Here is a 20840-nt window from a genome sequence, read left to right on the forward strand (position 1 = left end):
CATTCCAAGGCTTCCTGACCATTTTTATCCGGCAAATCCAACCAAGGCCGGTTCTCCGAATGGCTCCGTAAAAACAACCTACTAGGGTCAATATCTTATACGTAGAGCACTTCTGCAACGGCCACCAACCATTAAAAGAACCATTATGAAATTTAACAAATTATTCTTGACAATCGCCATAACTATTGGAGTGTGCGTATCTAGTCAAAATGCATTTTCGCAAACTACAGAAATTGCGGTAGTGGATAGTACCTCCAAAACGGAAAATAGATTGAAATTTGGCTTTGGATTTGGACTAAGTTTTGTTGGGGGCACCAATATTAGCTTAGCTCCCAATTTAATATATGCTGTAAGCAATAAAGTGAGTCTTGGTGGTGGAATCCAAGGGAGTTATTCCGCTATTAAGGATTTACAGAATACAACCACATTTGGGGCCAATGTAATAACCCAGTATAGGCCTATTAAACAATTGACTACTTTATTGGAATTTGCAGAATTAAAAGTGTCCACCAAAACAGAAACCGACACTGGAAAAATCACTGATAATTATTGGGACTCAGCCTTGTTTGTTGGCTTAGGTTGGAATATTAATGAAAAAATATCTGTAGGAGCAAAATATAATCTACTTTATAAGAAAGATGAAAGTGTTTATACCAGCCCTATACTACCGTTTGTAAATATTACTTTTTAAATGGCTCATTACCACTCTATGTTTATCGAAACTTTAAGATGAAAGTATCATATTTGTTTTGAACTATGAGGTATACTTAAATTATTTAAAGGCACTAGCAACTTAATTCCATTATGATTAGATGTAGGAATTATTTAACCGCAAACAAGAATGAATTAACTTAATTGTACTCGATATTAACATTTCTATAAGATTCATTTTTATTCTAAGGATAAAATAGTACATAAATTGGAAAATCTACTTGTTTTAATAATAGATACCTCTCTATAATTTTGTACGTGTATTATTTAAAATACTTCGTTATGAAAAATATGAATTTTTATCCCAAGACTTGGCAAGTGGTTCCTCATATATCCGACAGGTACCAATTGGACTACGAAGGAAAATGTATAAAGGATTTGGTATTGCGCAATTCCTATTCCACGGATATGAAAGTGACGGAAATGTATTTGAACATTAATAGGTTTTCTGCCATAGATAATAAGGGGCAAGAGCATTTCATTAGTGACTTCCCTGGTCAGGCTTCAATACCCATTAAAGGGATGCATACCGGTCTTTTTCTAAAATCTAAAAGTGTGCTTACTTTGGAGCCAGGTACTTATGTTGCAATCCGATTTTATCTTGGTAAATCCGGTAACCGTATTATATATAGCGATCGCTTGGAAGAACGTGTGGACGGAATCAAATTCCTGGATTTTGAGATTGCGGACGAACTTATCATAAAAGGGGATGAGTCGCCGGAAGCTATTCTCCGATTTGATTTTGTACCTTTTAATCGAGGTGGACTTTTTAAATGGATTGGACAATTGGTACAAGGGCCGACTGCCTTTACAGGAAAGCTCGTCAACTCCTTGAGTCACTAATGGAAATGAATTTAGGCTATGGCTTTACTGATTAAAGTGGCCAATTAATTTAAATTTTCTAGTAAAAAAAATTTTATAATAACAGGAGTGAAGACCTTCCAAGTCGAAATTGGAGGCAGAAAACACTGTAAATATTTCTCTGTAATCAGAAAATAGCCTTTTTTATGGGGCTCAACTGAGTTCTAAAAATTAGAGGAAATAGAAAGTAAAGTCTACATAAGTTAACCCTCAAAACAAAGTTTTAATGTTTTGAGGGTTTATTATTTTATAACAAGCTCTTCATTTGGGAATGGACCAACTACTTCTCAAGTCGATATTTGTTAATTTTTTCCTAATAAAAACAGGCGAAACCTTCCATTTTAAAAACAAACGAAATCTTCCTTAATTACAATTGCTCATATAAAGGTTCTGGAGCACAAGGTTTTAAGTTAAATAATCTAGTAGACATCCCAAAATAGTATAAAAATTTAGGAAAGACGTTAATAGTCCTATTTTCTAAAAGATGATAATTCTCATATTAGCCTCCTTTATATATCAGGAGTTTTGCATCACAATACTAAAGAATAATATTATGATGAGATTCAATTTGAGCAGAATCGTAACAGGGGTTTTATTTGTGTTTTTACTTTTTAGCAACAGCCTTACGGCTCAAAAGTACTATGTATTAAATGGGGAATCGTCCTTATTAGTACTAGGTACTTCAAGTTTACACGATTGGGAAATAAATGCAGAAAACCAGTCGGGAGTCTTGATATTTAAAAATACTGAGACCGGGGAATTGGAACAGCTAAGTCTAGAGGTAGATTCTGAAAGCTTAAAAAGCGGAAAGTCTTCTATGGACAAAAACACCTACAAGGCATTAAAGACCAAGACACATAAAAAAATTGTCTTCCAACTGGTAGAAGTTAAAGAAGTAAAACCCAACGGTAACGGGAAATTCAAAGTAAATGCTCTTGGAGACCTGACAATTTCCGGCGTAAAAAAAGCTATTTCCCTGGATTTGGAAATGACATTGACAGGCAATAAGGTAACCCTTACGGGAGTAAAGAAATTAAAAATGACCGATTACAAAATTGACCCGCCCAAAGCATTACTGGGAACTATAACCACAGGTGACGACATCACTATAAAATTTAATACAGTCTTAACTAAATAGAATTATTATCAATTAAATATACGAATATGACATCATTTCTTAAAAATGTAATTTGTGCAACACTAGTAGTAACAGGAATAGGTCTAAATGCACAGGACCGTAAACTGGATAATTTCAGACAACCCGATAAAAGTGGGATCAATGTATTTGAAGCACCAAAGGATACAGTTTCTGTTTTCGATGGGGTGAAAGTAAGAATAGGAGGGTCATCCACCCTGCAATATCAGGCCGTAGATCATAGCAATTCAGGGGCTGTAGTCCTTAAGGATATCGGTTATAATTTTAATTTGGCTACCGCTAACTTAGATCTTGATGTTGCTTTGTATGATGGGATAAGAATGCACTTGAGAACATATTTGTCCTCAAGACACCATCCTGAACCTTATGTTAAGGGAGGGTACTTCCAAATAGACAAGCTGGATTTTATCCGTGAAGGATTTATGGAAAATGTTATGCAGTATGTAACTATTAAGATTGGGCATATGGAGAATAACTATGGGGACGCTCATTTTAGGAGAACAGATAATGCCCAGGCCATGTACAATCCTTTTGTAGGTAACTTGATCATGGATGCCTTTACCACAGAGGTAGGAGGGGAAGTATATTTCCGTAAAAATGGATTTATAAGTATGTTAGGTATTGCAAATGGTAAATTAAATCAGGCGGTCAACAAAACCGACGGATCAACTGGTGGTGCCTCCTTCTTGGCAAAATTGGGATACGACAAACAAGCCAATGACGATTTAAGATATCGGATCATGGGGTCTGTTTATACCACAGGTTATGTGCCAAATTCATATTTGTACAGTGCAGACCGTGCTGGATCTAGGTACTATTTTGTTATGGAAGATGAAACTGCTTCCACCAGCGGTAATTTCAGGTCAGGAAGGTATAATCCTAACATGAGGAACCAAGTAACAGCCGTTATGATCAATCCATTTGTAAAATATAGGGGATTGGAGTTTTTCGGAACTTTTGAGCATACAAGTGGAAAAGCCGATATTGAAACTTCCAACAGAACGGCAACTCAATACGCCGGGGAATTGATCTACAGATTTGGGAAAGATGAAAATTTATATTTGGGAGGTAGGTATAATATGGTAAATGCGGAGGAAAGCACTGGGGATGACATTGATATCTCAAGATTTCAATTGGGAGCAGGATGGTTTATGACGAAAAATATCCTCGCCAAAGTAGAATATGTAAACCAACAGTATGATGATTTCCCAACAACAAGTATCTTAAATGACGGCGAATTTAAAGGATTGATGCTAGAAGCGGTAATTAGTTTCTAAGTATTATAGAGTCTATCCTAAGACTTAAATGATATTATAGTTTGCCCGGGCACAAGAGTGTAATATGGCTCGGGCAAACTTTAAAAAGCAAATGACAAACTCCTAAATACAGATAATGAAAAAAGTATTGGGCTTTACTACAATTTTTTTATTACTTGCTTTTAATTTCAAGGACTCCCCTGTTAACGATTCGGTAGTTACTATTGCACCTGAAAGTAGCTTGACGATTTCGGGGACTACCAATATAAATTCCTTTAGTTGTGCTTTTGACATTGATAGAATAAAGGAATCTATTCCTGTTCATTATGAGAATATTGGTGGGAAATATATTTTTAAAAAGGCTGCTTTGGTATTGAACAACATGGGTTTTGACTGTGGTAGTAGAGGAATAAATAGGGATTTCAACGAACTTTTACAATCTGGAGATTACCCGCAGATATTGTTAAAACTAAAGGAAATTGATGGGAACATACTACAAGATTCATCATTAAACGCGGGAGTAGAAATTAAGATTGCGGGAAAAACCAATACCTACAAAATTCCAGTATCCATGGACGAAAATAAAACTACATGTGTTTCAGGTGCATTAAAAATAAGTTTGGGCGACTTTAAACTCAAAGCACCAACAAAAGCTTTAGGCCTTATTGTGGTCCATGACTCCATTACTATTAATTTTGATTTGGTATTACAAATGAACTAGAATACTTTATCTACTAATCGCCCAAAGAAAAAAAATGTATAGATAAGTTCCATGTTCCAATGGAGTCACTTTTATTCCCATTTCTCAGATATGTATTTACAACTTTTATAACCATTGGTGAGGACTGCAAAAGTTAACCCTCAAAAGTCTACATAAGTTAACCCTCAAAACAAAGTTTTAATGTTTTGAGGGTTATGTAATTATTATCAAATTGGTTGGAATGGAACAAATACCTTCGTGCCGTCGGGTAACTGATATATATCATTGTTAATCCACCACGATTGCCGAACTTTGATAATTGGTCTTATCCTAAAATTGTCAACTAAAAAGTGAGCATGTGGACAGTAATTTTTTTTAGTCTTTATTTATTAATCGCCATATCCATCATTATAAGTATCCTTTTGCATGGTGCCAAACCCTCTAAAAGTCTGGCTTGGCTTTTGGCCATTTTCACTATTCCTGTTGGTGGTATGTTTTTATATCTTCTTCTGGGAAGAAACCGCAGAAAGAATAAGCTGTTGAAATTAAAAAAGAAGGCGTTCCTAAACTTGCCAGAACCCTTAATGCAACATACTGCATCTATGAGCGGGAAGTACCGTAAACTAATGACCTTGGTTTACCGTAATTCACATTTTCCTCCCACGGAATACAATGAACTTGGATTGTTAAAAGATGGAAAAACAACCTTCGAATCTATTTTCGAAGCTTTGGAAAATGCCCAATACCGTATACATCTTCAATATTATATTTTTGAGGAAGGAGAACTTACAAATCGGTTACTACTTCTCTTTGAACGTAAAATTGCACAAGGGGTAGAGGTTAGAATGATTTATGATGGTGTGGGTAGCTTTTCCTTGAGCAAGGCCTATTTAAAGAAATTGATGGCGGTTGGGGTAGCGGTTTATCCATTTCTCCCTTTTAAGTTCGGGCGTTTTTTTTCATCCTTAAATTATCGAAACCATCGCAAGATCATAGTAGTAGATGGCATAGTGGCGTTTACAGGAGGAATAAATGTATCGGACAAATACCTGAAAGGAGATGTAGAATTGGGCAATTGGCACGACATGCATTTGAGGCTCGAAGGTACGGCAGCAAGTCATTTGGATTTTGTATTTGCAATGGACTGGTACCTGGTTTGCCAAAAGACCATATCATTACTACCCTTGGATCTACATTTGGATACCGATGGGCAAAATGTAGGAAAACTGGTCCAGATTGTATCCGGGGGTCCAGATGATGATTTTCCATCCTTGGAACAGACTTATTTTACAATTATAAATAAGGCGAAAGATTACCTTTTTATTACGAATCCTTATGTTATTCCCGGACATGCCATTATGCAGGCCTTACAGACTGCTGCATTGGGAGGTGTGGATATACGATTGATGGTTTCTGAGAATGCCGATAACAAAATAGTAAGCTGGAGTGTACGGTCTTATTTTGAGCTTATGCTTAAATCGGGTATAAAGATCTATTTATTTCCTGACGGATTTTTACACAGTAAGATTATGGTAAGCGATGATGCCATTACTACTATAGGTACAGCCAATTTGGATGATAGGAGCTTTGAACAGAACTATGAAGTGAATGCCATTGTTTATGATGAGCCATTTGCGAAATTGTTGAAAGACGATTTTCTAAAAGACGCTAAACTTAGTAAGATGCTCACCTATGAAGAATACCTTCAAAGACCTTGGGGAGAAAAACTAAAGGAAGGTTTTGGTAAGGTTTTTAGTCCTTTGTTATGAACTGATAATCTCAAGACCTAATTCGTTTTTACATACTTTGCCTGCTTCCCAACTATTAAGATTCTCAAAAGTAACCTCGGCTATATTGGTCAAAGCTTCCTTGGTTATGAAACCTTGATGCGGTGTAAGTAATACATTGGGTAATGACAATAATGTTTTTAATTGTTCATCTTTGATCCCTGTAACGGAATTGTCCCTAAAGAAGGTCCCCTTTTCCTTTTCATATACATCCGTACAGTATCCCCCGATTTTATTGTTCTCTAAAGCGATGATTAATTCCTTGGTTTCTACTAGAGCTCCCCGTGCCGTGTTGATCAGAATAACCTCTGCTTTCATGAGATCCAGTTTTTGTTTATCCATCATTAAATGATTTTCTTGGGTAAGCGGAATATGAAGGCTAATAATATCCGATTTTTCGCATAAGTTCTCCAATGAAGTGTAGGTAAGATCGTATAATTGAACCAGTCTGTAATCCGGTTTAATATCGTTGGCCAAAATTTCACACCCAAAACCATGCATTATCTTGGCCATAATACTGCCAATTCTGCCTGTTCCGATGATACCTACGGTCTTTCCGTTTAAATTGAATCCCATAAGATTGTTTTGCAGAAAATTATAGGAATGTACCTGCCTATCGGCCCATATTATCTTTCGATTAAGTGCTTGTAATAGTGCTACGGCATGTTCGGCAATGGAGTGGGGGGAATAATCAGGCACATTGGCAACCTTAAATCCGTATTTTTTTGCCGTTTTTAGATGCACGTTGTTATGCCCGGCCGAACGCAAAGTAATATAACGCACACCCAAATCCCATAATTTTTCTAGAGTAAGTGACGAGGCATCATCTCCTGAGAATATGGAAATTGCCTTATGACCAACTGCTTGGATTGCAGTTTCAGAGTCTAGGGCATCTGCGGTATAGGATACCTTGTGAGCATTCTTATTGGCGCTAATTAAAAAAGGGATTTCAAAATTTTTAGCACTATAGACCAGTAATTTCATTTTTTTCTTCTTTCATGAAAATTAAATCTTGGTCTTCCATGGCCAATACAACAAGCTTTATGTAATCTTTAATCGTTTTTTGGATGTTTTTGGGATCTGCGATATCTATACTACCTCTCCAAATCATTGATCTCTCCTTGCCCTCGCAGATGCAATATAAAGTGGTTTCAGCGTGGTAGACGGTAAATTTATCATAGTATCCCTGATCATAATAAATGTCTTGGTTGTTTAGATAATCATCATTGAATCTGCCTTGGTAATTATTCCATCTGGAAATGGATTTTAAAAAACTCTGCCTGTCCTCCGAACCGGTAATTTTAGTAAAAAGTATGGCATCAAAATCTTTGTCCAGTAAACTTTGTTCCACATCGTCAAGTTCTTTTTCCGTTTTTCTTGAATCGGTAAAGGAGACGTCAAAAACATCAAGACTACGCATGGCTTCAACATTCCTTTTGCTAAACTCATTCTGTAGGTTTGTCTCGAAATCTACCCTGGCTTCAGGGTTTTGGGCCATGCCTACAATCAAAACTTTATTGGCATGGAAAAGTACAATATCGGGGTTTTTCCAATTTTCTACCAAACTTGTAGAGGTGCAGCCTGTTAGAAGTATTGCGAGTAAAATAAATGCTTTTTTCATAATGTAATTTTTATTGGAATAATAGATGTATTATTTTCCAAGAGAACCAGGTAATAATTATTAATACGCTTTTAATTATTAATTAATATATGGAATGGTGGTGAAGATAACCGATGTGGTGAAGAAAAAATATGACGTTGGTCAGTTAGATCATTATTACCCTTCCGAGCTGCGCGTTTTTAAGATGCCTCCGGCATAATTGAAGATTTCTGATTTAAGATTTTGAAAATGTTCGAGGCACTCGTCCACTTCGGCCTGCAATTTATCACTTCTTTTGTTATCGTCTGAACCAAGAGTAGGGGTGGTACGGTCCCAATCGCCTCCCAAATCGTTTTCGTGGATGGATATAGCGGTTTTTATCTCTTGACTTCTTATATTCAGGCTCTCAATGCGGGTCCCATAGTTTTGAATCCGTTCAAACAGGTTAGGGGTGTTGGTCTTAAAAGCACTGGATTGTAATAACCGGGTTATAAATAAAATTTCATCTTCCATAAACTGAAGGTGTGATTTCCATTGCTGGATTCTCCAATGTAATTGGGCCAATTGTTCCTCTTTATCCATTATTATTTTAATTTTTATTTACGCTGGCTTTTGAGTAAAGTTAGCTACTATGAAAAAAGTAAGCAATGAGATTTGTCATCTCCTTTTATATCATTATTTCTTGTACTTCGTTTAATTTTGGCAGGTGTACCCTCCATCCATAAAAATCCTTAATTTTAACTCTAAAGGCATCCAATGAAGTAGGTTCGCCATGAATAAGGAATACAGTTTCAGGAATATTTTCTATGTCCTTCAACCAATGCATTAATTCGCTTTGATCGGCGTGGGCCGATAGACTTTCCAAATGATGGATTTTTGCCTTGACGGGATAGTATTTGCCGAAAAACTTAAGTTCATGGGCACCTTCCAATAGTTGCCGGCCACGGGTTCCTTCTGCCTGAAAACCAACCAACAAGACCGATGTTGAAGATACATCGATCAACTGTTTTAAATAGGTGAGTACCCTACCGCCTGTAACCATCCCACTACCGGCAATAACAATTTTAGGTCTTGGGTCATCAATGGTCTTCCAAGTGTCGGCATAGGATGTTATGATGTTGAAATGGTTGCACATGGCATGGTACTCGTTCATTGGTAGCTTATGCCAATTAGGAAATTGTTCAAAAACAGATAAAACATTATTGCCCATAGGGCTATCAATAAAAATGGGAATATTGGGAATTTTGTTTTTTTTGTACATCTGCCAAAGTAAGTACATAATAGATTGCAGCCGCTCCACGGCAAAGGACGGGATGATGAGATTTCCTCTTTCTTGAACAGTTGTTTTAATGAGGTTACTTAGTATACTTTCCACATCTTCCTTAGGATGTAATTTATTACCATAGGTGCTTTCCATAAATAGATAATCGGCCCATTTTGGGCGTTCCGGCACCTCTAATAGATTGTCCTTAAGTCTACCAATATCACCAGAAAAAACGAATAATTTTCCGAAGATTTCCAACTCTATAAAGCAAGCACCAATAATATGGCCGTTAAACCTGTATTTGAAGCGAATGTCTTCCGATAGGGAAATCCATTGGTCCTTGTCTGTGGATTTAAACAAATCAACGGTACGCTCCGCTTCTTTTATTGTGTAAAATGGCAATGCGGGCTTATGCTTGCTATAGTCCTCTTTATTGGCTTTTTCAGCTTCTTCTTCATGAATCTTGGCACTGTCCAATAAAATAATCCTTGTAACCTCCAAGGTAGGTGCAGTTCCTAATATCTTCCCTCTAAACCCTTCTTTTACCAATCTTGGTAAATATCCGGTATGGTCCAGATGACCATGGGTCAATAGGACCAAATCTATTTTACTTACATCTATAGATAAGGGAATCCAGTTTTGTTGCCGAAGCTCCTTTACACCTTGGAACATTCCACAATCGATCATAATATTCAAATCCGGTGTTTCCAAATAGAATTTGGAGCCAGTTACGGTTCCGGAAGCCCCTAAGAAATGTATTTTGATAGTATTCATAATCTAGTGATTACAGAGTTGTTTAATTTCATCCAGAATTTTTTCCTTTCTGGATTGGGAGATGCCTAAATGATCCAAATAGAATTTATCCTTCCATAATTGTCTGCATAGCACAATATCCCTACTCAACAGAAACTGTTTTTCCCTATTAGTAAGTAGGGCGGAGACCGTAATGGGATATAGCCCTAATCGATCAATGCGGTCCTTAAGTCCGTCCTTTAAAGGGAGGTCCCAACTTAAAAGATACAAGCCCGCGCATTTGCCATAGGCAATGGCGTCTCCAGTAAAACGGGTATTGGTTACTAACCAACCATTATCAAGTTTCCTTTTTTCATTTTTCTTGGTGGCCCAATGCGCTTTTACATCATTATATCTGGAGTGGATATAGAGGGGGATTTTAACATTGCAATTGCGACCCTCTTCTGAATGGAATTTACATTCGATGACAGTGACTGTTCCATTTTTTTCAGCAATTACGTCAATTTCATGGGTAACGCAGATGCCGTTCATTATTTCATCTACACGTGTCGTGTAACCCGAATATTCCAAGATGGCTGCCACAAAACGTTCAAAAGGAAACCCTGTAGGTCCCAATTCGTATAAGGCTTTTTTAAGTTTGTATTTTGAGGCAAAAATGGATTTGTTCTTTTTCAAAAGGGCATAGGCCCTATTGTATATTTCATTAGTGGAGATGCCTTCATAAAGTTCCTCTTTTACCTGGCCAACAATTTGTTCTACTACATTAAGGTCGGCACCGCTTCGTTTAAGGGAATTTCGAAGTTTATCTAGGGAAAACTTAGCTCGTTCTCCAGAGGATTTTAGAATTTCAATGTCCAATTCTTTTTCCATATCATTGTTTTAGATGAATATCCATTTCTGGTATTTTTAGAAGCTGTAGGGTGCTTGAGGCAAGCGTTACCTTACCATCTGTGGCGATAAGTTCTAGCACTATTTGCTCAAATAATTCATGCTTTGTAACCCGTCTTAATTTATAATCTGTGATATACCTTAAATTTATGGCTATCCAGTTGTCAGTTGGGCTAATGGCCAAGGTAGGGGCTAGTTTGGCATTTTCTATATAATATCGCTCCACCATTTCCTCCCATTTTGCCAAGGAATTTTTGGTATAATCCGATAGGAGTTCCGTAGCTTTTTCAAGAATCAGTTTCTTGGCCAGAGCAACATCCGAATCATAGGTTATAAGTATATTCAGTTCATCCCAAACAAAGGGAAAGTCCATGGAGTAATTCTTAATTGGGCCCTTAAAAACAAAGGCGTTACTGATTTTAACGATCCTGCCCGAATAATTGTCACTACTGACCCATTCACCTATTTCCATTAGCGTAGTATAGATGCTATCTATATCAATTACATCTCCTTTAATTCCGTTGATTTCAATACGGTCTCCAGGTTTATAGACCCGGACAAAAAAAATATAAAACGATCCCGCAATACTTAATATCAATTCCTGTAAGGTGAAAGTTATTCCTGCTGTAAACAAACCAATAATAATGGTGTAGTCTTTAAGGTTCTCAACTGTAAATGCCATTAAAACTAGTATGGCTATTAGGATGTAACCAATAATTTCCACTCCTTTCTGAGCCTTATATCTAACAGAGACATTTTCTATTCTTTTTTTTAGAATCCTGCGAAAAATGCCTATTAAAAGCACAATGGCCAGTATCCATATTAAAAGCTTTACAAACCGTAATATAACTGGGTCGCTAATGAAGTCCAGGGGACTACTCATGAGTAAATGATTTTATTAAGACCGCCAAAACAAAATTTGTTTTGGCGGTCTTTGAATTAATGATAACCAACTATTTATTTTGGGCAAAAAAGTCCCTAACCAAGGCTTTGGTCTGGTTTTCTGTCATGCTGTCCGCTTTGGTGACTGCTTTTAATTTATCCGCCAGCCCTTTATGGTGTTCCAATAATTCTTTTCTAAACTTTTCATTGGTATCCCCTGGGCCAAAAAGCGCGATGGCATCCGCATTACCTATGGTATCTGCAAGTTTTTTGAAATACGTTTTAAGTTGTGCTTTTTCCCTTTCCAAATAGGTGCGTTCATGCCTAACGTCCTGGGTAACCCCAGATTTGACCCTAGGTCCCGATGTACCCTTGCGATTAAAAAACTCGACTTCAGAAAAAATGGTTTCCAAGTTTTCTTCATTATTATCCAAACGGACGATATGGGCTTTTTCCCTATCTAACCAAATTCCAATATTTTTCATAATACATTGTTTTTAAGATTCGTTTAAAGCCAAAATAGGAACTGTAGCATCATAGCCAATTGCTTTGACCAATGGCTTAGAAAATATACTGTTAAAAAGGAAATGTTTCTTGTTGATGAACGCGATCATATCGCTGTTTCTACTTTCCACAAAGGAAGTTAATCCGCTAGCCACACCCTTACCCGATAGGGTATGGAAGCTATGGTCAACAATTCCCAGAATATCATTTAAGAGCTGTTTATTAGTCTCTTGATCTTCGTCTAGTGCAATTTCCTTTTTGAAGTGAAGCACACGTATAGCCGAATTGTGCATTTTCGCTATTTCAATCAAATAATTTAGTTCCTTATGCTTAAATGAGGATTTATAATTAGTGGGAAAGACAATTTCCTTCGGACTTGAAAAACGCACATCTTCCGGAATAGCCATTACCGGGCATTCCTTAATTTTCTCCATGGCATTTACCGTATTACTTCCAAAAATAACCCCTTTGGTACGTGTGGCTCCTTGGGTACCCATGATGACTAGATCTATCTCTTTGTTGGTTATGGTCTGTTTAATAGCCTCCGACAGAAAATTGAAAGTTGAAATAGTGTGATAGGTATGTTTGGGGTTGTCGTGGTGAAGCGCCAACATGTTTAATAATTTAGCGAACCCTTCCTCTGATTCATCTTTGGCCGTTTCATATTCCGCACTTCCCGGCTCTGGCATGGTCAAGGTATTGGTGGTGTAATTATCCAGATGGAAAATGTTTAAAAAGTAGAATTCGCAGTTGAGCTTTGCATAAAGATCCAAGGCATAGCGCGTAGCATTGATCGCGTTTTTAGAGAAATCGGTAGGAATTAATATTCTTTTGTCCATAACGAGTTTATTTTAGATTGCCTAACTAAATATAATATGCTACACCCACAGTTACTATGACAATTGTCATTCTAGTGGGGGAAGGATTAAAAATGGAATATCGGAATACATGCTTAAGTCTTTCACTATGGGTTCACGGGTGAGTTTTTCAAAAAGGTTCCGTTTTTCGTGCACCATGGCGTACATATCTACTTTTAGTTTTTCCAAAAAAACATCTAATACCTTGGCCTTATCGTCATAGTTCTTTATCCATTGGAAGGAATGTCCTAAGGTACTTAGAACTTTCTCCAAATTTTTTCTGTTCTCCTCCTGGGTCTTGTTCAAAATATGTTGTTCATGAACGTGCACAACCCTAATGGATGCTTGGGATAAGGACGCAATGTAAAGCAGCGGGGCAAGTGTTTTTTGGTCACAATTCTTTCTCAAGTCGGTCACAAAGGCGATTTCCTTTGGTGGGTGGAAATCCATTTCCCCAGGAATGGCCAACAATGGGCATTCCTTTAGATTATCGGCCACCTTTATGGTATTGCTCCCAAAAAATATGTCGGCAGTATCTGTTAGCCCTTTATTCCCCATGGTTATCAGGTCAATATTGAGTTCTTTGACCTTTTGCTCTATGATATCGACCAAGTCTCCTTTTAGGGAAATAGTTTTAAAGGTGTGTAGGGGGTTTTCGTTGTCCAAGACTACTTTGTGCTTAATATGTGTAATCTTTTCCTGGGATTCCAATTCCAGTTGTTTCAAATATTTTTTAATCCCCAAGACCGGAAACGTTTTATCTGAAGAAATGGTAAGCTCCGAATAGGTGTTCAAAATGTAAAATGTACAGGACTGGGATGCTAAAAGTTTTGATGCATAGAACAGGGCGCAATAGGCATTGTTAGAAAAATCGGTCGCAACTAGTATATTTTTCATTCTCTATTATTTTAATTGTGGAATAACCATAAAAGGTATGGTGACATGAAAACCAATTTTTTTAATAACGGGTTCAATAAAAAGTCGCTCGAAAAAAGTATGTTTGTTCTGGACCATGACCAAAAGATTAATTTTTTCTTTGGCTTGGAAGTCATTGATGGCATTTATAATGTCATTGCTGGGCACATCGTGGAACAGCGCCTTTTTTGCTAAAATCTTTTGAAGTCCATTCTTTTGTTTTTCTTGATCTGCAGTCAGCTCATATCCTGTGGATACATGCAGTACATTAATTTGGGACCCATGCTCCTCTGAGATGTCTAAAAGAGGCGCTAACAATTCCTTATTGTATCCTATTTCAAAATCTGTTGGGAATAATATTTCCAATGGTTTCTCGTACTCAAAATTAGGGGGTATAACGAGAACGGGACAATTGGCTTTTTTTAGTACATGTACGGTATTTGTCCCAAAAAAAATTTCCTCCGCTCCGGTGGCTCCTTTAGTGCCCATAACCACTAGACCGATGCCTTCGGATTCAACGGTTTCCATAACCTCGTTCAAGAGGGTATTAAAGGCTGTATGTACGATAAAACTATGCTTGGAATTATTATATTCCTTCTGCAGACGATTTTTTAGTTTTTCCAGTTGCGTCATAGATGTTTCCTGCATTACATCGCCCAGGCCTATTAGTCCAGGGCTTCCAATTAAATATTCGGCGTTGTACACTGGGGGTAAATAGGTATGCATGAGGTAAAAAGTACATTCTTTATTTTTGAAACTTTGCAAAGCGTAATCTATAGCCTTAAAGGAGTTATTGGAAAAATCGGTGGGCAGCAAAATCCGTTTCATAATATTATTTATTCTTTAGTTTTGTAAAGCTAAATCAGAAGATTATCGTAAACCATGATATTGGTCAGTTCGAGTTTCTCTTTGTTTTGGTAATTTTACTTGTCAATAAATTAAATTATGAAGAATAGTTTTAGTAATATCATCAACTCAGAAACGCCAGTTTTAGTCGATTTTCACGCCGATTGGTGTGGCCCATGTAAAATGTTGGCACCAATTCTGAAACAGGTCAAGGACGAAATGGGCAACGCTATAAAAATTGTGAAAATTGATGTGGACAAAAACCAAACTCTAGCCAGCACCTATCAAGTAAGAGGAGTACCCACTATGCTTCTATTTATAAATGGAAAACAGGTATGGCGGGAGTCTGGCGTGCTACAAAAGAACGACATCGTAAATGTTATTAAGCAGCATAGTTAATTCAAGGTATTCCTTGTGCAACGTTTACTCGTGTACTATTAGAAATGGAATCTTGGTGTGGTAACTAATTTTTTCTACCGCAGGTTTAAAGAGAATTCGCTCTAGGAAGTTTAAATTTTTCGCAACCATCACAAGCATGTCTAAGTCCCTGCTTTCTACAAAAGCTTGTACGGCATCATCCAATTTTTTTTCGGTAAGGGTATAAAAGGAGTGCTCGGTTTCCCTGAAATAGTTTTTCAAAAATTCTTGATTTTTCATCTGTATCTCGCTAAGGTCTTCTCCTTTTTGGGCAACATATAAGAACCGTAACGCTGATTTATGCATAACGGTAAGTTCCTTTATTTGGTCTAAGACTTTTATATCATAGTTTAATTGGAAATCTGTAGGAAATCCTATTTCCCTTGGGGAATTGTACTCGGCATTTTCTGGGACGGCCAGGACCGCACATCTTACCTTGGTGAGTACATTGCCAGTATTGCTTCCCAAGGAAACAGCTTTAAGGCCAGTAGCTCCTTTGGTTCCCATGATAATCAAGTCGATATTTTTTTCATTAACTATTTGTTTTATGTGATCTGTGAAAAAACCATACCGTGCAGAGGTATGAAAGGTATGTTTGGTGTTAAGAGGCAAACGTTCAATATCCTTAATTAAATGGTCCAATTTTTCTTGACTTTCCTTTAATAGAGTTTCTTCCAGTAATTCTGGTGTTATATACATAGCAGCTTCACCACCGGAATTGTAGGAAATGGGATTAACATGAACGATATGAAAAGTGCATCTGGTTTTATGGTACATTGCCGTTCCGTATTTTATGGCGTTCCAGGCGTTGTCAGAAAAGTCCGTGGGTATTAATATATTTTTCATGATAGTTTTATTATTAATTCAATTCCAATGATTAAAAGTAGAGGCTCTGCAACTGTTTCCAAATGACAAATATCATGTTGGTCTAATTTGGTGTAAAATGCTATTCCGGATCTAGGATGCTATCAGAGGGAAGATTAAAAACGGAACTTCCGTGTTAAAGGCCACCCTCTTGATAACATTTTCCTTGATAAGCTTTTCAAAAAAACTATGCCAATAATTGACCATGGCGATCATACCTATATTTTTGTGATCACGGGCATAGCTATTTATGGCGCCAGAAATATTGGAATACCCATTAATCTCTTCAAAACTGTATTTAATTCCACGAAATCTTTCCGATATAAGATCCTTAGCTGTTTTTTGATGTGCCAATAATTCCTTCCCCGTATTTATATGAACAATGGCAATCTTGGAGTTCCATAATTTAGCCAAACTTATGAGTGGTATCAATTCTACCTCACTGTAGATATGTTCAAAATTTGTGGCAAAGGCTATCTCATCGGGAAGGTCAAGATTGTAATTTTCAGGTACGGCGATGATAGGGCAGAAGTCGATATTTTGTATCACCTTAACCGTGCTGCTGCCCATAAAAACTTCTTTCAAGGCCGAAGAGCCTTTGGTTCCCATAAAAATGTATTGTATTCCTTTATTGACAGTGGTTTTACCGATAGCGTTTACTAGGGGATCAGCAATACTTAATCCATCAAAGGTGTGCAGGCTATTTTTATTGGACGATTCCAATTGGCTTATTATTGATTTTATGTCTCTTTCGGATTCCTCCTTTATTGCCCTAAATAGACGTGTGTCCTTTGCTTTTCCCATGGTGCTGCTCAGACTGGATGCACCTACTTCAAAGGCATGTAAAATGTGGAAAACGCATTCCTCCTTTTCAAAGAGGAAAATGGCATAATCTATGGCATTACGTGCATTGGCCGAAAAGTCTGTAGGTAGTAGAATATGTTTTGCTTTCATCTTTCTATAAATTTAAAATAACATTTAGGCTATATTGGCAGGGATTGTTGCGGAAGGAACAATACGGGCACCTTGGAATGAAATGCAATTTTTTTAATTACTGGCTCACCGATAATTCTTTCCCAAAAACTATGTTTATACCTGGACATGGTCAATAGGTCTGCCCGTGTTTCTGTTACATACTGCTCTACACTCTGGGCTATGTTAGCCTCAAAAATTACCTGGTGAAAGGAATATTCCGTTCCACTTAGACGCTCTTCTAAAATTTTGATGTTTGTTTTCTGTACATCACTGAGTCTAAACTCAACGGCCACGTGGATCACTTTTATTGCGGATTTCCAAAGTTTTGCAAATTCAGTCATAGGTAGTAGTTCAAACTTTTGGTACAATCTGCTGTAATCCGTTGGAAATACTAAAGACTTTAATTCTTGAAAGTTATAGTCCTTGGGCACCACTAATATGGAATTATTTTTTATTTGTTTAAGGACTTTCACTGTATTGCTCCCTAAAAAGAATTCTTTGGCACCGGTAGCGCCTTGGGTACCCATAACAATAAGGTCTACGTCTCCAGCAGACACCAATTCCTTAATGGATTCCTCTAAGGTGCCCAACTTGGAAATCCTTTGAAAAGTATGGTTTGGGTTGTTGTGATTTATATTAAGGTAGTCCAGTATCTTATCTAGTTCCTGTACTGAATACTTTTCCAAGGAGTCGTAAATGACTCCTAATCTTTGTTGACTTTTCTGTCCTAGTTTATTCAAGGCACTTGGTTCATAAGCATGAAATATGAGAAATTTGCACTTCACATGGGCATAGAGTTTTAAGGCCGTAAAAATGGCATTCCATGCATTATCGGAAAAATCGGTGGGCAACAAGATCTTTTTCATGTTTTATCTTTTTGAGGGAGACTTATGCCAGTATCAGGTATTACCAAAAAAGGAATCCTCGAGTGGTATCCAATAGCGTCTACCGTAGATCTGGTAATTAATCGTTCTAAAAATGAATGCTTACGATTCATTATGGCCAAAAGACCAACCCTATGTTTCTCTACATATAGATGGAGGGCATTGGGCATTATTTCGCCCTTAACCTGCTCAAAGCAATGATTCACTGGTTTAAGAAACACATCCAGCGCTTTTTTATTTGCCTGTTGATGCTCATTCAACACAAAATCGTCTTTTACATTCAACACGATCAATTTTGCCTTTAACAACTTGGACATATTTGCGATGAAGCCCAATACCTGCATGTTATAGGGTGTACCATAATCCGTTGGAAAAACTATGGTATGGATGGCTTTAAAGGTATAACCGCAGGGGATGGCCAACACTGGTATACTCGCTTTTCTAATGACATGGACGGTACGGGTTCCTAAAAAGATTTCTTTGGCTCCAGTTGCTCCTTGGGTTCCCATGGCAATCAGGTCTATTCCTTCTCGTCCGGTGACTTCTTGAATCTCATCGGTCAAAATATTAAAGGAGGATAGCGTTTTGAACTGATGGTTTTTATTGGGATAGTTATTTTTTATATCTGTGAGCGTTTTTTCCAGACCTTCTTGTGCCAATTCAACGTCCTTATCAGGGATGGCACTATTTACAGGACCGCCCATCATATAATCTACCCTATAAAAAGTAGGGGTAAAGGTGTGTAAAATATAGAAAAGACACTTTTCATCTTTAAAATAGTTGAGTGTATAGTCTATGGCATTACGGGCATTATCGGAAAAATCGGTAGGCAATAAAATTTTTATCATCTTTGGGTCATTATGGTTTATCTAGGCAGATTCTGCAATACTAAAAAAGGAAGTTTTAACCGTAGTCCAATTTCGTCTACTGTAGATCTATAAAGCATGTCCTCTAGGAAAGAATGTCGGGAGTTCACCATGACCAAGAGGTGCATATCGTTTTTGTTGATGAAATCCATGATGGCCTCTGCCTTGTTTGTGGTAGGACATCTTTCAAAATATAATAAGGCGTTTGCCAAAGTTTCCCTTAAAAAGCGCTGGTTGTCTATTTGTCTTGGGCTTAAATCTTCAAAGTCTGAAATGTATAGGCAGTGTATTTTCGATTTAAATTCGGACGCCAAGGTGTCCAATAACTTTAATTCCCGACGCTTGTAGGGCAGCATATAATCTGTTGGAAATAGTATTTTCTTTGGTTGATGAAACTTGCAATCCAAAGGAACAGCCAATACAGGGCATTGCACATATTTAAAAACTTGTACGGTATGGCTACCGAAAGTAATTTTTTTGCTGTCGGTTTGCCCTTTGGTGCCCATAATCACGAGGTCCACATTTATTTTATTGACCCAATCGTTTACCGCATCAACTAGAGTGTCAAATACGGATAGTGTTTTATAGGTGTGTTTTGGATTATGCTCCCTTGCAGCCAGGTTTTGGGTTAGGTCTTGCAGGGATTTATCTATATTATTTTTAAGAGTTTCCTTTTGATGTTCAAAAGTGGATTCCCCATTGGTCTTATAGGGGCCATAAACTTCGTCGGCATAAGCATGTAAAAAGTAGAAATTGGCCCGTTCACATTTATATAGATTTAAGGCATAATCAATAGCATGCTTGGCACTGCTGGAAAAATCTGTAGGAATCAAAATGGTTTTCATAGGTTTTCTTTTGGATTCCTACCAAAGTTATTGGTAGTGTCCTATAAAATCTATGACATTTATCAGTAGCTCGCAATGAAGGTGTTGGTGATAGGTTACTCGTGTAATACCAGCAACGGAACACTAGTTTGAAAACTAATTTTTTTTATGGCAGTGTCCAATAGTAATTGTTGTAGAAAATTTAGATTTTTGGCCACCATGATAACCATATCGATATTCTCGCTGGTTACAAAACCCGCAATGGCGCTTTTGACACTTTCATCTTTAAGCTGATGCATAGTATGCGATTTCTCATGTACTTCAAGCAAATAGTCCTGTAAATAAATCATGTTCTGAATTTGAGCAGTATTTAATTTTACCTTGGGCTTAGAGACATTTACAACATTTAATCGGGCTTTAGAGATACGAAGTATTTTTGTCATGGCTTCCAAAATAGAGTGCGAATAGAAAATATTATAATCTGTGGGAAAGGCAATATTTTCAGGGATAGCCGGCTCGGCTTTTTCCGGTATCACCAAGAGATTACAGGGTACTTTGGTTATGGCATTTCCAGTATTGCTACCTACTATGGCACCTTTAATCCCAGAAGCCCCTTTGGTTCCCATAACTATTAGGTCAACTTTTTTGTCCAATACGGTCTTTCGAATTATATCGATTAGGTTTCCGTAATCATGTAGGGTAATAAAATGATGTGCTTTGTTCCTACTAATTGTCTGGATAAGTCTGTGGGTATATGTTAGATTATCTTCAAGGGTTATATCTAAAGTATTGGTAGAGATAGCAAACGAATTGTGCATTAAGTCCGATTGGATTAAAGGGTCCACATGGAGTATGTAGAAATTACATGGGACGTCTCTGAATAGCTTTACGGCATATTCCATGGCGTTCCATGAATTGTTGGAATAATCTGTGGGAAGCAATATGTTTTTCATTCATTCAATTAACTACATTTCTACAAAATTAGAGCTATAGCTATAATTGAAATATGACATTGGTCATTTTATGGGAA

At 37.2% G+C, this 20840-nt stretch carries 23 protein-coding genes; 7 read left to right on the forward strand and 16 right to left on the reverse strand.

The annotated features are described in order from the left end of the window. Positions 1–145 precede the first annotated feature (145 nt). From CWD90_RS17480 to cls, 6 genes are all read left to right on the forward strand, one after another. Positions 146–691: a porin family protein gene (locus tag CWD90_RS17480; RefSeq protein WP_103477362.1), complete on the forward strand. Its 546-nt coding sequence runs from the start codon at positions 146–148 to the stop codon at positions 689–691. 302 nt (positions 692–993) lie between these two features. Beyond that, positions 994–1554 carry a hypothetical protein gene (locus tag CWD90_RS17485; protein ID WP_103477363.1) on the forward strand — a complete coding sequence of 187 codons (561 nt, stop codon included), beginning with the start codon at positions 994–996 and terminating at the stop codon, positions 1552–1554. 571 nt (positions 1555–2125) lie between these two features. After that, a complete protein-coding gene (locus CWD90_RS17490) occupies positions 2126–2710 on the forward strand; it encodes a YceI family protein (RefSeq protein ID WP_239986555.1) in 585 nt (194 codons plus the stop codon). 26 nt (positions 2711–2736) lie between these two features. Then, positions 2737–4005 carry a hypothetical protein gene (locus CWD90_RS17495; RefSeq protein ID WP_103477365.1) on the forward strand — a complete coding sequence of 423 codons (1269 nt, stop codon included), beginning with the start codon at positions 2737–2739 and terminating at the stop codon, positions 4003–4005. 115 nt (positions 4006–4120) lie between these two features. After that, positions 4121–4705, forward strand: coding sequence for a YceI family protein (locus tag CWD90_RS17500; RefSeq protein ID WP_103477366.1), 585 nt, complete (start codon positions 4121–4123; stop codon positions 4703–4705). 335 nt (positions 4706–5040) lie between these two features. Continuing rightward, entirely contained in the window at positions 5041–6453 is a 1413-nt protein-coding gene (gene cls / locus CWD90_RS17505; RefSeq protein ID WP_103477367.1) for a cardiolipin synthase, read from the forward strand. Here the strand turns inward: cls and CWD90_RS17510 are convergent. The 10 genes from CWD90_RS17510 to CWD90_RS17555 all read right to left on the reverse strand — a co-directional run bounded on the left by CWD90_RS17510 (position 6448) and on the right by CWD90_RS17555 (position 14962). Then, positions 6448–7455: a 2-hydroxyacid dehydrogenase gene (locus tag CWD90_RS17510; protein WP_103477368.1), complete on the reverse strand. Its 1008-nt coding sequence runs from the start codon at positions 7453–7455 to the stop codon at positions 6448–6450. The two genes, cls and CWD90_RS17510, sit on opposite strands and share 6 nt — an antisense overlap. Continuing rightward, a complete protein-coding gene (locus CWD90_RS17515) occupies positions 7436–8092 on the reverse strand; it encodes a hypothetical protein (RefSeq protein WP_103477369.1) in 657 nt (218 codons plus the stop codon). Before CWD90_RS17515 ends, CWD90_RS17510 begins: the two co-directional genes overlap by 20 nt. Before the next feature lie 156 nt (positions 8093–8248). Next, entirely contained in the window at positions 8249–8653 is a 405-nt protein-coding gene (locus CWD90_RS17520) for a hypothetical protein (RefSeq protein ID WP_103477370.1), read from the reverse strand. A gap of 85 nt (positions 8654–8738) precedes the next feature. Beyond that, a complete protein-coding gene (locus tag CWD90_RS17525; RefSeq protein ID WP_103477371.1) occupies positions 8739–10109 on the reverse strand; it encodes an MBL fold metallo-hydrolase RNA specificity domain-containing protein in 1371 nt (456 codons plus the stop codon). Positions 10110–10112: 3 nt separating this feature from the next. Next, positions 10113–10958, reverse strand: coding sequence for a restriction endonuclease (locus CWD90_RS17530; protein ID WP_103477372.1), 846 nt, complete (start codon positions 10956–10958; stop codon positions 10113–10115). A 1-nt stretch (position 10959) separates the two neighbouring features. After that, complete coding sequence (locus CWD90_RS17535; protein WP_103477373.1) at positions 10960–11859, reverse strand: mechanosensitive ion channel family protein; 900 nt, start codon at positions 11857–11859, stop codon at positions 10960–10962. A gap of 70 nt (positions 11860–11929) precedes the next feature. Further along, the gene (locus CWD90_RS17540) at positions 11930–12343 is read right to left on the reverse strand and encodes a hypothetical protein (RefSeq protein ID WP_103477374.1); all 414 of its coding nucleotides are present in this window, start codon (positions 12341–12343) and stop codon (positions 11930–11932) included. Positions 12344–12355: 12 nt separating this feature from the next. Next, on the reverse strand, positions 12356–13201 hold the full coding sequence (locus CWD90_RS17545) for a universal stress protein (protein ID WP_103477375.1): 846 nt from the start codon (positions 13199–13201) through the stop codon (positions 12356–12358). A 66-nt stretch (positions 13202–13267) separates the two neighbouring features. Then, positions 13268–14116 (reverse strand): universal stress protein, encoded by an 849-nt coding sequence (locus CWD90_RS17550; protein WP_103477376.1) that lies wholly within the window; start codon positions 14114–14116, stop codon positions 13268–13270. 6 nt (positions 14117–14122) lie between these two features. Then, entirely contained in the window at positions 14123–14962 is an 840-nt protein-coding gene (locus tag CWD90_RS17555) for a universal stress protein (protein ID WP_103477377.1), read from the reverse strand. Between the two features lie 117 nt (positions 14963–15079). Between CWD90_RS17555 and trxA the strand changes: the two genes are divergently transcribed. After that, positions 15080–15379 carry a thioredoxin gene (gene trxA, locus CWD90_RS17560; protein ID WP_103477378.1) on the forward strand — a complete coding sequence of 100 codons (300 nt, stop codon included), beginning with the start codon at positions 15080–15082 and terminating at the stop codon, positions 15377–15379. A 24-nt stretch (positions 15380–15403) separates the two neighbouring features. Here trxA and CWD90_RS17565 read toward each other — a convergent pair whose 3' ends face one another. The 6 genes from CWD90_RS17565 to CWD90_RS17590 form a co-directional block, all read right to left on the reverse strand. Further along, positions 15404–16243: a universal stress protein gene (locus tag CWD90_RS17565; RefSeq protein WP_103477379.1), complete on the reverse strand. Its 840-nt coding sequence runs from the start codon at positions 16241–16243 to the stop codon at positions 15404–15406. A gap of 111 nt (positions 16244–16354) precedes the next feature. Then, positions 16355–17215, reverse strand: coding sequence for a universal stress protein (locus tag CWD90_RS17570; protein WP_103477380.1), 861 nt, complete (start codon positions 17213–17215; stop codon positions 16355–16357). A gap of 29 nt (positions 17216–17244) precedes the next feature. Next, positions 17245–18102, reverse strand: coding sequence for a universal stress protein (locus CWD90_RS17575; RefSeq protein WP_103477381.1), 858 nt, complete (start codon positions 18100–18102; stop codon positions 17245–17247). After that, a complete protein-coding gene (locus CWD90_RS17580; RefSeq protein ID WP_103477382.1) occupies positions 18099–18968 on the reverse strand; it encodes a universal stress protein in 870 nt (289 codons plus the stop codon). Before CWD90_RS17580 ends, CWD90_RS17575 begins: the two co-directional genes overlap by 4 nt. Positions 18969–18985: 17 nt before the next feature. After that, positions 18986–19831 carry a universal stress protein gene (locus CWD90_RS17585; protein ID WP_103477383.1) on the reverse strand — a complete coding sequence of 282 codons (846 nt, stop codon included), beginning with the start codon at positions 19829–19831 and terminating at the stop codon, positions 18986–18988. Between the two features lie 95 nt (positions 19832–19926). Then, complete coding sequence (locus tag CWD90_RS17590; RefSeq protein WP_103477384.1) at positions 19927–20763, reverse strand: universal stress protein; 837 nt, start codon at positions 20761–20763, stop codon at positions 19927–19929. Between the last annotated feature and the right edge of the window lie 77 nt (positions 20764–20840).

Origin of the sequence: Arenibacter catalasegens, assembly GCF_002909235.1 — a bacterium.
Lineage (GTDB): Bacteria > Bacteroidota > Bacteroidia > Flavobacteriales > Flavobacteriaceae > Arenibacter > Arenibacter catalasegens.